Here is a 13176-nt window from a genome sequence, read left to right as displayed (position 1 = left end):
AGCTCACCCTTTGGGTATTCCCCGCATTGGCCGCATCGCCGGCATGTCCGGCACTCTGGGTACGGCGCGCGCCGTCCGGCTGGGACGACGCGCGCGGCGTGTACGACCTCGCGCTAAGCGTCGAAATAGCGCTTATTTGACGTTCGCGCCGACCGTTTCGTCCCAATGCTTCGTGATGGTTTCCTTGTACGCGTCCTGTTGCGAGAGCGTCGGAAACACGACGTTCTTATACGACGACGGCGGCGGCAACTTGTCGAGGAGCGCCTGCGGCACCTTCTTCGCGGCCACCAGTTCGTTGTAGCGCATCGGGTGGCAATAGCCGGTCAACCAGCCGATCTGGCCTTCGTCGGAATAGAGATATTCCATCCACAGCTTGGCTGCGTTCGGATGCGGCGCATAGGCGCTGATGGCCTGCACATAGACGCCTGCGACCACGCCCGTTTTCGGGATCACCACTTGAACCTTCGGATTGCCCTTCAGCGTGTCGCGATCGGCGAGCGCGTTGTAATCCCAACGGACGACGATCGGCGTCGTGCCTTGCGCGAGCGACGCGGCCTTGCCGATCACCGGCACGAAGTTGCCGCTCTTGTTCAGGTCGGCGAAGAACTTGAGGCCGGCTTTGTCCGCCTTGCTCGCGTCGCCCTTGCTTTGCGCAAGACCCGCCGCGTACACCGCCTGAATCGCCTGATTCGCGGAACGCGGATCGCCCGCGAGGGACACTGCATTCTTGTAGTCTGACTTGAGCAAGTCGCTCCAGTCGGACGGCGCCTTGTCGATCATGTCGGCGTTCACTTCGAATGCGAGCACGCCGTAGTAGTCGCCGTACCAGTAGCCGTCGGCGTCCTTCGATTCCTTCGGAATCGAGTTCCACGTAGAGACCTTATACGGCTGCAGCAGCCCTTCGGCCTTCGCGCTCGGGCCGAACGACAGACCCACGTCGATCACGTCGGGCGCTTGCGGACCCTTGTTGCCCTTGTTCGCCTTGATCGCTTCCACTTCATCGCCGGAGCCCGCGTCGGGATTCAGCTCGTTGATCTTGATGCCGTACTTCTTCTGGAAACCCGCGACGAGTTGCCCATAGTTGCACCAGTCGTGCGGCAACGCGATCACGGTAAGCTGGCCTTCCTGTTTCGCGGCGGCGATCAGTGCGTCGAGCGGCGCGGCGCTAGCGCTGTTCGCGCCGGCGGCTGCGACGCCCGCGGCGGCCGACATCGAAAGTATGCGAGCTAACACGGTGCGGTTCATAGTTTTCCCCATCCTCTGCCGAAGTTGCTACGTTTGGAAAATTTCTAGTTCGACTTCAACGGCGTTACTCGTGCGCCATTGCGTGCGCTCCTGGTCAGCCTTTGGGGCCGCCTTCGCGTGCCTGCCTGCACACTCACGCCCTGCTTTGGCCGGCTTCGCAGCTCAAAGCATGTCGTGCCGCAGCATATCGATGCGATCTGTACAAATCATGTCAACACCCCACTGCGCAAGCAATTGCGCGCGCGCCGGATCGTTCACCGTGTATGCGAGCACATGCAGTCCAGCCTCGCGGATTTCGCCGACGAGCTGCTCCGTCAGATAACGGTGGCTCGCATGCAAGGACACGCAGTCGAGCTCGCGCACGATACGCAACCAGTCCGCGGGCACTTCCTCGAACAGCATGCCGCGCCGCAATGAAGGCGCCGCGTCGCGCGCAGCTGCAAGGGCGTCGAAAGAGAACGATGACAGCAGCGGCGGCGTTTGCCCTTGCCACAACCTGAGCGCACCGTCCGCAACGAGTCGGCCAGTGATCTCTTCACGGCCCGGACAAGGTTTGATTTCGATGTTCGCCGCGATGCCGTCGCGCGCACAACGGGCTGCCGCATCGGCAAGCGTCGGCAGGCGAGTGCCGGCGAATTGCGGACCGTACCAGGCGCCCGCGTCGAGCATGGCGAGCTGCGCCCATGTATAGACGGCAGCGGCACCGTAGCCGTTGGTCGTGCGCTCGAGCGTGTCGTCGTGCAGCAGGAAGAGTTCGTTGTCGGCGGAAAGCTTGGCGTCGAACTCGACCATGCGGTAGCCGTGGCGCACGCAGGCGTCGAATCCCGCTAACGTGTTCTCAGGCGCAAGCGTGCCGCCGCAGCGGTGCGCGACGAGCGGCGGATATGGCCAGTCTGCAGGTGATGCATGATCGATCCCGTTTCCCACGTCCGGTCACCTTTCACCCAGAATAAAGCGGAGAGCGCATTGGATGCGCTCCAACATATGCTGTCTTGTCAAAAAGCGCCACACTAATGCACGAAAGTGCACGAAAGAACAGATCAGACTTTGCCTTCGAACATTCGAGTTTCGAACAAGCGCGGCGCTTCGATTTGCGAAGGCTAAAGTCAAATACACAAACTTGCAAGCTGCCAAAAAAATACAACACAATGCGGCTAAAGTAGTAGGCTTGACATCGTCTGGACACACATTCGTGTCCACGATGTCACTGGCTAAGACACGTTGTGCGAGCGCCTTCGCATCCAAGGAAAATGCATGTGGCAGGAAGACCGTCATCAGAGAATACGCGCGTTGGTGTCGACGCTCCATCGGGTGTCGACCGAACGGATCATGGCGGACCTTGGCGTCTCGCGCGAAACGGTCCGGCGCGATCTGCTCGACCTCGAAGCGCTCGGTGAATTACGGCGGGTACACGGCGGCGCCATCAAGCCCGCCGACGAAGCGCCCATCGCCGAGCGCGCGCAAATGCGCGTCAAGTCCAAAACGGCGATTGCAAAGGCGGCGACCGGCTTGATTGCGAGCGGCCAGACGCTGTTCATCGACGCGGGCACCACGACCGCCGCACTCGCCGAAGAGCTCGCGAAACTCGCCAACCTGACCATCGTGACCAATTCGATCGACGTCGCGTTGAAGCTGCGCGGCGCTGCAGAACAAGCCGACGCGGGCAACGAAGTGATTTTGCTCGGCGGCACGATCAGCGACCGCGCGATGGCAACCACGGGCGCCACCACCGTGCTCGATATTCAGCGCTACCGGGCGGATCTCGCGCTGCTGTCGCCGGTCGGCGTCGATCACCGGCATGGCGCGACGAACTACGACCACGCAGAAACCGAAGTGGCGCGCGCCATGGTCGCGAATGCCGACCGTGTCGTGATCCTTGCGGATTACAGCAAGATTGGTCAGCGCAGCCGGATCTCGTATTGCGCGGTCGAGCGGATAGACGTGCTCGTCACCAACAAGAAGGCAGCAGACGCCGCCGATTTCACGGCGCTAAAAAAGAAGCTCGAAGAGGTCGTGCTGGCCTGAAGCGTGATGCTGCACGCCGAGCACGCAGCTCATTCCTTCACATGCATCGTGTCGAGCGCGCGCTTGCGCAAACGCGTGTCATGCAATGCGCCAGCGGCGTCGAGTACCGGATAAGCCGTCGAGCAGAACAGCGAGTTGAGCCGCTTCATGTCGCTGATCAGATCCAGATGCAATGCGCTCGTTTCAATGCTGCGCAGCGTCTGACCCGTGAGCCGGTCCAGATGCCTGTATGAATACGCGCGCTCCAGATCGCGGAAACGCTCTTTTTCTGCGAGTAGACGTTCGGCGCAGCGCAGATCGTTGTTCAGGAATACGGATAGACCGAGTTGCAGATTACTGACCAGCCGCGTCTGCAGATCGTCCAGTTCGCCGAGTCCTTCTTCTGAAAACGACAGGCGGTGAGCGATCTTCTTCTCTTCGATATCTCCCACGATCCGCTCGATGATGTCGCCAGCATGCTCGAGGTTGATCGTCAGCGAAATGATGTCGGTCCAGCGGCGGCTGTCGGCTTCGTCCAGTTGCTCGCGTGAGATCAACGTGAGGTAGTTTTTGACCGCTGCGTAGAGTTCGTCGACGTCGTCGTCCATACGGATCGTTTCGCGCGCCTTGTCGAGATGATTGTGATGAATCAGTTCCGCCACGTTGTCGAGCATGGCCCGCACGATGTCGCCGATGCGCAGCACTTCGCGCGCCGCGTGCGCAAGCGCGAGCGTCGGCGTGGACAGCGCGGCCTCGTCCAGATGCAGCGGCCGCAGTTCGCCGTTCGGGAGGGGCCGGTCGGGCAACACGCGCACGCAGATGCGCGCCACCGGATCGATCAGCGACAGGCATGCGCAGCAACGCAATGCGTTGTAGATCAGATGAAAACCCACGGTGGCTTCACGCGGATTGGCAATCAGCACCGGGAGTCCGCGCGCGAGCAGCGGTGCAAACGGCAGGATCAGCATCGCGCCCGCCAGCTTGAAGGCGAAGCTGCCCAATGCGAGCCGCCGCGCCGCCGCGTTCTGCGCCACTGTGCCAAGCAGCGCCAGCATGCCGCTGCCGAGGTTCGCGCCGATCACGAGGCACAACGCGACCTTCAACGAAATGACGCCCGACGACGCAAGCGTGGCCGTGAGCAGCACGGCCGCGAGGCTGGAATACGACAGCATCGCGAAGGCCGCACCCACCAGCGCGTCGAGCATGGTGTCGCCGGTCAATGCGCCGAACATCACGCGCACGCCGGCGCCTTGCATCATGGGCTGAGCGGCCTCTACGATCAGATGCAGCGCGAGCAGAATCAGACCGAGACCGATCAACGTACGGCCGGCCTGGCCTGTGCGCGTCTGCTTGCGCGACAGGAACAATGGCACGCCGAACAGGATCAGGATCGGCGACAACCAGGATAGATCGAGGGTAAGAACTCGCGCCATCAGCGCGGTGCCGACGTCGGCGCCGAGCATGATCGCAAGACCACTGGTCAGCGGCAGGAGCCCTTGCGCGGCAAACGACGTGACGATGACCGCCGTGGCGTTGCTGCTTTGGACGAGGCTCGTGACGCCCACTCCTGACAGGAATGCTCGCCAACGACTGCGGGTGCTTCGCCCGAGGATGCTGCGCAGATCTGCGCCGAGTACGCGCAGGATGCCGGTGCGAACGATATGCGAGCCCCAGACAAGCAGCGCCACGCCGGCGAGAAGGTTAAGGAGAATCAACATAAGGCACTGCTCTTATTCTCTGCTGCCATGACCCGAACCGCATGCCGCGCGTACGACACCCGGGGCGTATATGACAGTAGTGTTGCACATTTTTGCCTTATTGTAATTTTGTGCTTTTAAATATACGCTCGGCCAACGATGAGGATCGTCGCGTGACCGTCTGTGCCGTTCATGTGACGCTACCACCACCTGTCACGAGGACAACGGATGAGCCGCAATCTCGCGCTGTTCGACCTGGACCACACGTTGCTGCCGCTCGACAGCGACCAGGCGTGGGCTCACTTTATAGCTGGACTCGGCATAGAGGGCGCGGCGCGCCATGCACAAGACATCGACGAATATTATCGGCAGTACGTGGCCGGTACGCTCGACATGGCCGCCTATCTGGACTACACGTTGGCGCCGCTCGCTCGCCACTCGCGCGAACAGCTCGACACGTGGCATGCGCAATTCATGCGGGAAGTGATCACGCCGGCGATCTTGCCGGCCGCACGCGAACTGGTGCAGCGTCATATCGAGGCGGGCGACCTCTGCTGCATTGTCACCGCAACGAACGTGTTCGTTACCGCGCCTATCGGCAAGGCGCTCGGCTTCGAGCATCTTCTCGGGATCGAATTGGGTACGGAGGGTGATGATCCGCTTGCCCGTTTCACGGGTGCGTCGGTGGGCGTTCCGACTTTCCGTGAAGGCAAGATCGCGCGCACGGAGAGCTGGTTGGCTTCGCTCGGCCACCATTTGAACGACTTTCCTCAAAGCTGGTTCTATAGCGATTCGATCAACGACGTTCCGCTGCTCGAACGCGTCACGCATCCGGTCGCGACGAATCCCGATCCGCGTTTGCGTGCGATCGCGAATGAACGAGGCTGGCCTGTCATCGAACTTTTCAGCTGATGCACGCTTGGTGCAATGTCGGTGTGGCCGTCAAGGGCCGCAACCGCGATGGTGGCGGTTTCGCTCGCCACGCCTGATTATTCGTTTGCCTAACTGATATGCTTTTTGTTCGAGCCGGCGGTACTACGGCGATCAGAGGCCTGCCCACCGTGAAATAAAAAACCCGCAACACGTGCGGGTTTTCTTCAACCTGACCGATCAGCCACCTGACACTCACACTACGCCGGCTCCATGCGCTTGCAAGTCGGCGTGGTAGCTGGAGCGCACCATAGCGCCCACCGCTGCGTGCGTGAAGCCCATTTTGTACGCCTCTTCCTCGTACATCTTGAAGGTGTCGGGGTGCACATAAGAGCGCACCGGCAAATGGTGTTCGGAAGGCTGCAGATACTGACCGATGGTGAGCATGTCCACATCGTGTTCGCGCAGATCGCGCATGACCTGCAGGATCTCTTCTTCGGTTTCCCCGAGGCCGACCATGAGGCCCGATTTCGTCGCGACGTCCGGATGTAGCGCCTTGAAGTCTTTGAGCAGCTTGAGCGAATGCGCGTAGTCCGAACCCGGGCGCGCTTCCTTGTACAAACGCGGCACCGTTTCGAGATTGTGATTCATGACGTCAGGCGGTGCGGCATTCAGAATGCCGAGCGCACGGTCCAGACGACCACGGAAATCAGGCGTCAGAATTTCAATGCGCGTGTCCGGCGACAACTCGCGCGTCTGACGGATACATTCGACGAAGTGCGCTGCGCCGCCGTCGCGCAGATCGTCACGATCCACGCTCGTGATCACCACGTACTTGAGCTTCAACGCGGCAATAGTGCGCGCGAGATTCCCCGGCTCTTCCGGATCGAGCGGGTCCGGGCGGCCATGGCCCACATCGCAGAACGGGCAGCGACGTGTGCACTTGTCGCCCATGATCATGAATGTTGCCGTGCCCTTGCCGAAGCATTCGCCGATGTTCGGGCAGCTCGCTTCTTCACACACCGTATGCAGATTGTGCTCGCGCAGAATCTGCTTGATTTCATAGAAGCGCGAATTGCCGGTCGCCGCCTTGACGCGGATCCAGTCCGGCTTTTTCAGCTTTTCGATCGGAACGATCTTGATAGGAATGCGGGCGGTTTTGGCTTGCGCCTTCTGCTTCGCGGTAGCGTCGTAGGCAGCGGCAGATGCCGGCACGCCTTCAGGCACGGGAGAAGTTGCGAGGTTCGCGGTAACGTCAGTCATTCGTTCAGTCCAGTCAGGCGGTGAGCGCACCGGCCTGCGGTTGGGCGACGGCCGCGGGATTGCCGTCGAGGTTTGCGGTGAGGCACGCTGCAAGGGTGTGGGCCACGTCGTTCCAGCCGGCCACAACGCCTAGCGTTGCCATATCGACTGTTTCGAGCCCCACGTAGCCGCAAGGGTTGATGGCCAGAAACGGTCGCAAATCCATTTTCACGTTCAGGCTAACGCCGTGATAGCTGCAGCCATTGCGGATTTTGAGGCCCAGCGCGGCGATCTTTGCGCCGGCATGCAAACCGGCGTGCGGCCCGGGCGCGACGTAGATACCGGGCGCGCCCGCCTTGCGTTCTCCGGCGAGATTATACGCCGCAAGGGTGTCGATTACGGCCTGCTCGATCCGCGTGACCATCTCCCGCACCATCAACTTGCGACGCCTCAAATCGAGCAGCAGGTAGGCAACCACCTGCCCCGGTCCGTGATACGTGATTTGCCCGCCCCGATCGACTTTCACCAGAGGAATAGCGCTGTCGGCGGCCAGCAGATGTGCCGGATCGCCGGCCTGGCCGAGCGTGAAGACGGGTGGATGTTCGACTAGCCAGATTTCGTCGGGGGTGTCGACGGTACGCGCGTCGGTGAACGCGCGCATCGCATCGAAACTGGCTTCGTAGAGTTCGCTGCCGCGCCAGCGCAGCACGAGCGGCGCCGCGGCGGGCATTGGGGGAGAAGAAACTGGCGGGACAGACATGATCCACGCAGTTTACCGAAATCGGGCGATTCGCGCCGGGAGTCGCCGCGCCCCGGCCGGGGCGGCCACCATCAAACGGTGCGCCAGCCGCCGCGCATTCGCGCCGCCCAACGTTCGACGACTCGCGCAAACCAGTTAAGCGCACGCTCGTCGCAACGCGTGGGCACTGAAAACGCGATCGTCGCGCGCGGTGTGCCTTCCGCACTGATCCACAGCCGTTCGCCGCGCCGCAATCTCAGCGTGTGGCCGGGTTCCAGCCAGTAGTCTTCGGTGTCGTCGCTGCGTGTTACCCAGACCGCGCCGCCGCGCACGACCAGCTTCGTGCTGCGGGCCACCTTCAGGGGAAGCGTTTCGCCGCCGTGGATTTCATACGCGATGCTAGAGGAAACTTCTCGCATAATGCCCTCGCCAAAAGTCGTTTCATGGCTACAATCGTAGGCGTGGCAAGGGGTTACGCAAAACGATCAATTTTCACCTCTATGTGAGAAATATTACGATGGAGCTGCGCCATCTGCCGCCGTTGAATGCGATCAAAGCCTTCGAAGCTGCTGCCCGCCACGAGAGCTTTTCGCGTGCCGCCGATGAGCTTTTCGTTACTCACGGCGCGGTCAGCCATCAGATCCGGGCGCTGGAGGCAGAACTCGGCGTGTCGCTGTTCGCCCGCGACGGCAAGCGCGTGCGTCTGACAGAAACCGGCAGGCGCTACGCCAACCACGTGCGCTCTGCGCTAACCGCATTGTCCGACGCCACGCGCGAACTCCGTGCCGGTGACCGCGAGCGGCGGCTCGTGGTGTCCATGCTGTCGTCGTTTGCGGCGCGGTGGGTGACGCCGCGCGTCGGCAGCTTTATCGAAGCCCATCCGCAATGGGACCTCGAACTGTTGTCCACTAACGCGCTGACGGACTTCGCGCGCGACGACGTCGACGTGGCAATCCGTTTCGGCTACGGAAAATATGTCGGGCTTCACTCCGAACTGTTGCTCGAGGAGATTTTCTTCCCGGCATGCGCGCCGAATTTCAACGGTGGCAACCTGCCGAAAACGCCCGCCGAGTTGGCGAAGCTTCCTCTACTTCGTTCCGACGACGAACTATGGCGGCCATGGTTCGACGCCGCCGGACTTACCGAATGGCCGGAGCCGAAGCGCGGCGTGCTGTATCAGGATTCGTCGAACCTGTTGCAGGCGGCGATCGACGGTCAAGGGATTGCGCTCACGCGCCGTTCGCTCGCCATGCATGAGATCGCGGCCGGCCGACTCGTGCGGCTGTTTGATGTGGACGGACCGAGTCCGTGGCAGTACTACTTCATCTGCCCGCCGCAAATGCTGGAAACAGCACGGGTAAAGGCGTTCAGGGACTGGGTCTTTGCGGAGGTGGGACGGTTCAAGCTGCTGTTCGACCGGGCCTGCGAGGCCGGCTCGGCCGCAAGCGCGGTCCGGGCAGCGGACCCGGCGGACGCATTGCGCGTCGCGCCGTAGTGGGACGCCTTAGAGCACGACCTTGACCATCGGATGACCGGTGAGCGCCCGATAGATATCGTCGAGTTGTTCACGGCTAGTGGCGCGCACCGTCACCGTCAGCCCGGTGTAGTTTCCGCCGCTGGACGGACGCGTCTCGACGCGCGAGGCGTCGACTTCGCTATCGAACTGACGGACCACCGTGACGATCGTCTCGGTGAACTCGGGGTGCGATTTGCCCATGATCTTGATCGGGAAATCGCACGGATACTCAATTAGTGATTCGTTCGCCGGATTCATTTTTTGCTCCTTGCTGCTGCGCCTCTTTTGCCTTGGCTTGCTGATACGCCGCATATAGCGCCGCAAACACCGCGCCCGGCTTGCCGCCGCCGACCGGCTGGCCGTCGAACTGGGTGACAGGCAGCACTTCTTTGGTGGCCGAACTGATGATGATCTCGTCCGCTGCGCGCACTTCGGCTTCGGCGATCTCGCGTACTTCCAGGCGGATACCGCATTCGGCCGACAACTCTTCGATCAGCCCGTAACGGATGCCTTCGAGAATCTTGTGACTGCGCGGCGGCGCGGTCAACACTCCGCCCTTCACCACCCACACATTCGACGACGACCCTTCGGTCAACACGCCATCGCGGAACTGGACCGTCTCGAACGCGTCGTTTTCCGCGGCGTATTGTGCCATCAGCACATTGCCGAGCAATGACACAGACTTGATGTCGCAATTGAGCCAGCGGCGATCTTCCGCGCTGACGCAACGCACGCCCTCCGCGCGCTGTGCGGCATTGGGCAGATGGAGCGGCGTAACCATGACGAACACCGTTGGCTGGACGCCCGCGGGAAACGCATGGCCGCGCTTTGCGACGCCGCGCGTGACCTGAATGTACGCGATCGCATCCTGACTGGCGGCAAGACCGGCCTCGGCTTCGTTGGCCGCGACCACGCGCTCGATCAACGCGCGCCAGCCTGCATTGTCGAATGGATTGGTAATGCCGATCTTCCCGAGCGAACGCGACAGACGCGCCAAATGCTGTTCGAAGCGGAAAGCCGTGCGTCCGCCCGCGTGCGCATACAGCGGCGCGACTTCGTAAATGCCGTCGCCGAAAATAAAGCCGCGGTCGAGCACCGGCACGCGCGCTTCGGACAAAGGCACCACTTCGCCGTTCAGATAAACGATCGGCTCGAGCGAAACATCAGGAAGAGCGGTCATTGCGATCGGTGTTTACTTTTTCTTGTTGAACATGAGCATCAGCGAATCCCACACGCGGCCCACCACGCCCGCTTGCGGCACGGCTTGCAAGGCGACGATCGGGAACTGTGCAAGCACCTTGCCGTCGGCGACGAGCTTCGCGGTACCGACCTGCTGACCGTTCGCGATCGGCGCGATCAGCGGATCCATCTGCTCGATTTGCGGCTTCACCTTGTCGGCCATGCCCTTGGGCACGGTGATGTACTGATCGCTCTTCACGCCGATCTGCACCGAGTCCTGCGCACCCTTGTAGACGCGCGGCGTGCCCACCACCTGGCTCGCCTTGTAGAGGCGCACCGTGTCGTACGCGGAGTAGCCGTAGTTCAGCATCTTCAGGCTGTCCTGCACGCGGTCGTGTTCCTTCGTCTCGCCCATCATGACCGAGACGAGGCGGCGCGATGCGTCCTGCGTGCCCGGCAGCGAGCGCTTCGCGCTCGCGATCAGGCAATAGCCGGCGGCTTGCGTATGGCCGGTCTTCAGACCGTCGACGGTCGGGTCGATCCACAGCAGACGGTTGCGGTTCGGCTGCTTGATCTTGTTGTACGTGAACTCTTTGACCGAGAAGATGTTGTAGTAGTCGGGGAAGTCGCGGATCAGACGCGCCGACAGCACCGCGAGATCGCCAGCCGTGGTGTAGTGCTGCGCGTCGGGCATGCCGTTCACATCGGCGAAATGCGTGTTTTTCATGCCGAGGCGCTGTGCTTCGGTGTTCATCATGTTGACGAACTGCGCTTCGCTGCCGCCCACCAGTTCGGCCAGCGCGATGGCCGCGTCGTTGCCCGACTGCACGATCATGCCGTACACCAGATCGTGCACGGTCACGGGCTTGCTTGCCTCCACGAACATGCGCGATTCGTCGGTGCGCACGCGACGCACCGCTTCGCTCGGCGTCACCGTCTGGTCCATTGCGATCTTCTTCGTTTGCAGTGCTTCGAAGACGAGATACGCAGTCATCAGCTTGGTCAGCGATGCCGGTTCCACGCGCTCATCGGGATTGCCCGAAGCCAGAACCTGGTTGCTGGTCGCGTCCACGAGCACCCACGAACGCGCATTCACCGCCGGCGGCGGCACTTGCGCGAACGCAGTGCTGGCCGCCAGCGTGGCGGGCAGCACGACACCGAGCGTCAATGCGCGGCTTAGCGTGGGAGAAACAAAACTTGCAACGGAGGGAAAAGACGTGCGGCCGGAGGTGGAAAAACGCATAAGGTCGGTTTGGGCAGAAAAATTCAACGCGCGCAGGGCGCAGAGTTTGGAAGAGCCGGTCGGCGGGCGACTGGCCGTAACGACTAAACGTAACGGCTTGAGCGCCCATTGGACTTCCGGCCACGCGATCGGTTCGCGCAGCACACTCGTAGCCGGCACCGCTGCGCGCGTGAAAAGAAGTTACGCGTCGCGCGAACTGCCGGACAGGCCGTGCTGCGCCCAAAAAAGAGCGCCCATTATACGCGCGGTATTCCCCGAACTTCGCGCAATGACTGGTGAATAGCCAGGCGTTTGCGCGTACCTGTACCCCGGAAAACGCGCGCCGCGCGGCAACTTACCGCCAGGCGTCGACGATGATCCGCTTCAGGATATGCAGCTTGCGATGCAGAAAATGCTCTGCGCCCGGAATCACGACCACGGCCAATTCCTGCGGCTGCGCCCAGTCGTAAACGGATTGAATGGGAACGGTCTCGTCAGTCTCGCCGTGAATCACGAGCGTGTTTTCCGGCACGGGCGCCACGTCCCAGCGGCTCGCGGCGGTGCCCACGAACACCATCCGCTCGATCTCCTTGCCTTCGTCGCGCAGCTTGGCGGCCACATGCGACATCACGAAAGTGCCGAACGAGAAGCCTGCCAGCACCAGCGGCAAATCGGCGTGCCCCGGTTGCGCGCGCATGTGGTCGAGCACAGCACGCAAATCGTCGCGCTCGCCGATGCCGGCGTCATGCTCGCCATGCGTTTGCCCGACACCGCGAAAATTCGAGCGATACGTCACGTAGTTCAACTGGACGAGCGTGCGTGCAAGCGTCTGCGCGACCTTGTTGTCCATCGAGCCGCCAAAGAGCGGATGCGGATGTGCGACGAGCGCAATGCCGCGCGGCGCCGCGCCGTTTTCGCGCATCTCGTCGGGCAGATCGAGCGCGACCTCGATTTTGCCTACCGGGCCGTCGATCAGATACTTCTTCGTATGTACGTTCATCGCGGCGCCTATTGATCGATCTTCAGACGCTCGACAACCTTGCCGTTCGCCAGATGCGAGTCGACGATTTCGTCGATGTCGCTCTCGTCGACATACGTGTACCAGACGCCTTCCGGATAGACGACGAGCGCCGGGCCGAGTTCGCAGCGGTCGAGGCAACCTGCCTTGTTAATGCGCACCTGGCCGGGGCCGGCGAGGCCGAGTTTCTTAACGCGCTTCTTCGCGTATTCCTGCATTGCCTGCGCGTTGCAGTTCGCGCAACTCGGACGCTCTGCGCCAGGTTCACGCTGATTGAGGCAGAAGAAGACGTGGTACTTGTAGAAGGAGTCCATGTTGTACGAAGAGCGAGGCTGTCAGAAGGGCAATATTGCAGCAGAAGGCAGTCGGGCGCAGCGGCGCGCGCTTTGTTGCGGAGGCGCCGTTGGCCGCGCCGCTTGCGGATGTCGTTTACGAAGGACCGCT

Annotated in this window: 14 protein-coding genes; 3 read left to right on the top strand and 11 right to left on the bottom strand. The window is 61.9% G+C overall.

Annotated elements, in window-relative coordinates:
* Positions 1-132: 132 nt before the first annotated feature.
* Positions 133-1245 (bottom strand): ABC transporter substrate-binding protein, encoded by a 1113-nt coding sequence (locus tag OH764_RS01275; protein ID WP_498847761.1) that lies wholly within the window; start codon positions 1243-1245, stop codon positions 133-135.
* 162 nt (positions 1246-1407) lie between these two features.
* The gene (gene ugpQ / locus OH764_RS01270; RefSeq protein ID WP_498847760.1) at positions 1408-2172 is read right to left on the bottom strand and encodes a glycerophosphoryl diester phosphodiesterase; all 765 of its coding nucleotides are present in this window, start codon (positions 2170-2172) and stop codon (positions 1408-1410) included.
* Positions 2173-2499: 327 nt separating this feature from the next.
* Here ugpQ and OH764_RS01265 point away from each other — a divergent pair, with 327 nt between their 5' ends.
* Positions 2500-3270 (top strand): DeoR/GlpR family DNA-binding transcription regulator, encoded by a 771-nt coding sequence (locus OH764_RS01265; RefSeq protein WP_498847759.1) that lies wholly within the window; start codon positions 2500-2502, stop codon positions 3268-3270.
* A gap of 29 nt (positions 3271-3299) precedes the next feature.
* Here the strand turns inward: OH764_RS01265 and OH764_RS01260 are convergent, their stop codons facing one another.
* Complete coding sequence (locus OH764_RS01260) at positions 3300-4967, bottom strand: Na/Pi cotransporter family protein (protein WP_498847758.1); 1668 nt, start codon at positions 4965-4967, stop codon at positions 3300-3302.
* A 207-nt stretch (positions 4968-5174) separates the two neighbouring features.
* On the opposite strand from OH764_RS01260, the gene OH764_RS01255 reads away from it, so the two are divergent.
* Positions 5175-5858 carry an HAD family hydrolase gene (locus OH764_RS01255; RefSeq protein WP_498847757.1) on the top strand — a complete coding sequence of 228 codons (684 nt, stop codon included), beginning with the start codon at positions 5175-5177 and terminating at the stop codon, positions 5856-5858.
* 213 nt (positions 5859-6071) lie between these two features.
* Here OH764_RS01255 and lipA read toward each other — a convergent pair whose 3' ends face one another.
* From lipA to OH764_RS01240, 3 genes are all read right to left on the bottom strand, one after another.
* Entirely contained in the window at positions 6072-7079 is a 1008-nt protein-coding gene (lipA, locus tag OH764_RS01250) for a lipoyl synthase (protein WP_128587933.1), read from the bottom strand.
* A gap of 13 nt (positions 7080-7092) precedes the next feature.
* A complete protein-coding gene (gene lipB / locus OH764_RS01245) occupies positions 7093-7818 on the bottom strand; it encodes a lipoyl(octanoyl) transferase LipB (protein ID WP_214878224.1) in 726 nt (241 codons plus the stop codon).
* A 71-nt stretch (positions 7819-7889) separates the two neighbouring features.
* Positions 7890-8216 (bottom strand): DUF2917 domain-containing protein, encoded by a 327-nt coding sequence (locus OH764_RS01240; RefSeq protein WP_498847756.1) that lies wholly within the window; start codon positions 8214-8216, stop codon positions 7890-7892.
* Between the two features lie 98 nt (positions 8217-8314).
* Between OH764_RS01240 and OH764_RS01235 the strand changes: the two genes are divergently transcribed.
* The gene (locus OH764_RS01235) at positions 8315-9292 is read left to right on the top strand and encodes a transcriptional regulator GcvA (RefSeq protein ID WP_498847755.1); all 978 of its coding nucleotides are present in this window, start codon (positions 8315-8317) and stop codon (positions 9290-9292) included.
* Between the two features lie 9 nt (positions 9293-9301).
* Here OH764_RS01235 and OH764_RS01230 read toward each other — a convergent pair whose 3' ends face one another.
* The 5 genes from OH764_RS01230 to OH764_RS01210 all read right to left on the bottom strand — a co-directional run bounded on the left by OH764_RS01230 (position 9302) and on the right by OH764_RS01210 (position 13046).
* Positions 9302-9571, bottom strand: coding sequence for an HP0495 family protein (locus OH764_RS01230; RefSeq protein ID WP_020067087.1), 270 nt, complete (start codon positions 9569-9571; stop codon positions 9302-9304).
* Entirely contained in the window at positions 9543-10493 is a 951-nt protein-coding gene (locus OH764_RS01225; protein WP_498847754.1) for a D-amino acid aminotransferase, read from the bottom strand. Before OH764_RS01225 ends, OH764_RS01230 begins: the two co-directional genes overlap by 29 nt.
* Before the next feature lie 12 nt (positions 10494-10505).
* Positions 10506-11735, bottom strand: a complete 1230-nt coding sequence (locus OH764_RS01220; RefSeq protein ID WP_498847753.1) for a D-alanyl-D-alanine carboxypeptidase family protein — start codon at positions 11733-11735, stop codon at positions 10506-10508.
* Between the two features lie 334 nt (positions 11736-12069).
* A complete protein-coding gene (locus tag OH764_RS01215) occupies positions 12070-12714 on the bottom strand; it encodes an alpha/beta hydrolase (RefSeq protein ID WP_498847752.1) in 645 nt (214 codons plus the stop codon).
* A gap of 8 nt (positions 12715-12722) precedes the next feature.
* A complete protein-coding gene (locus OH764_RS01210) occupies positions 12723-13046 on the bottom strand; it encodes a (2Fe-2S) ferredoxin domain-containing protein (protein WP_027804480.1) in 324 nt (107 codons plus the stop codon).
* Positions 13047-13176 lie beyond the last annotated feature (130 nt).

This window comes from Burkholderia sp. M6-3 (genome assembly GCF_050858985.1).
GTDB lineage: Bacteria > Pseudomonadota > Gammaproteobacteria > Burkholderiales > Burkholderiaceae > Paraburkholderia > Paraburkholderia caledonica.
Note: the sequence above shows the minus strand (reverse complement) of the source record. Positions and strands in the feature narration are given on the sequence as shown.

Excerpts from the sequence above, each read along its gene's own strand:
- OH764_RS01275 (WP_498847761.1), bottom strand. The coding sequence starts at position 1,245 with ATGAACCGCACCGTGTTAGCTCGCATACTTTCGATGTCGGCCGCCGCG.
- OH764_RS01265 (WP_498847759.1), top strand. The coding sequence starts at position 2,500 with ATGTGGCAGGAAGACCGTCATCAGAGAATACGCGCGTTGGTGTCGACG.
- OH764_RS01260 (WP_498847758.1), bottom strand. The coding sequence starts at position 4,967 with ATGTTGATTCTCCTTAACCTTCTCGCCGGCGTGGCGCTGCTTGTCTGG.
- OH764_RS01255 (WP_498847757.1), top strand. The coding sequence starts at position 5,175 with ATGAGCCGCAATCTCGCGCTGTTCGACCTGGACCACACGTTGCTGCCG.
- lipA (WP_128587933.1), bottom strand. The coding sequence starts at position 7,079 with ATGACTGACGTTACCGCGAACCTCGCAACTTCTCCCGTGCCTGAAGGC.
- lipB (WP_214878224.1), bottom strand. The coding sequence starts at position 7,818 with ATGTCTGTCCCGCCAGTTTCTTCTCCCCCAATGCCCGCCGCGGCGCCG.
- OH764_RS01240 (WP_498847756.1), bottom strand. The coding sequence starts at position 8,216 with ATGCGAGAAGTTTCCTCTAGCATCGCGTATGAAATCCACGGCGGCGAA.
- OH764_RS01235 (WP_498847755.1), top strand. The coding sequence starts at position 8,315 with ATGGAGCTGCGCCATCTGCCGCCGTTGAATGCGATCAAAGCCTTCGAA.
- OH764_RS01230 (WP_020067087.1), bottom strand. The coding sequence starts at position 9,571 with ATGAATCCGGCGAACGAATCACTAATTGAGTATCCGTGCGATTTCCCG.
- OH764_RS01225 (WP_498847754.1), bottom strand. The coding sequence starts at position 10,493 with ATGACCGCTCTTCCTGATGTTTCGCTCGAGCCGATCGTTTATCTGAAC.
- OH764_RS01220 (WP_498847753.1), bottom strand. The coding sequence starts at position 11,735 with ATGCGTTTTTCCACCTCCGGCCGCACGTCTTTTCCCTCCGTTGCAAGT.
- OH764_RS01215 (WP_498847752.1), bottom strand. The coding sequence starts at position 12,714 with ATGAACGTACATACGAAGAAGTATCTGATCGACGGCCCGGTAGGCAAA.
- OH764_RS01210 (WP_027804480.1), bottom strand. The coding sequence starts at position 13,046 with ATGGACTCCTTCTACAAGTACCACGTCTTCTTCTGCCTCAATCAGCGT.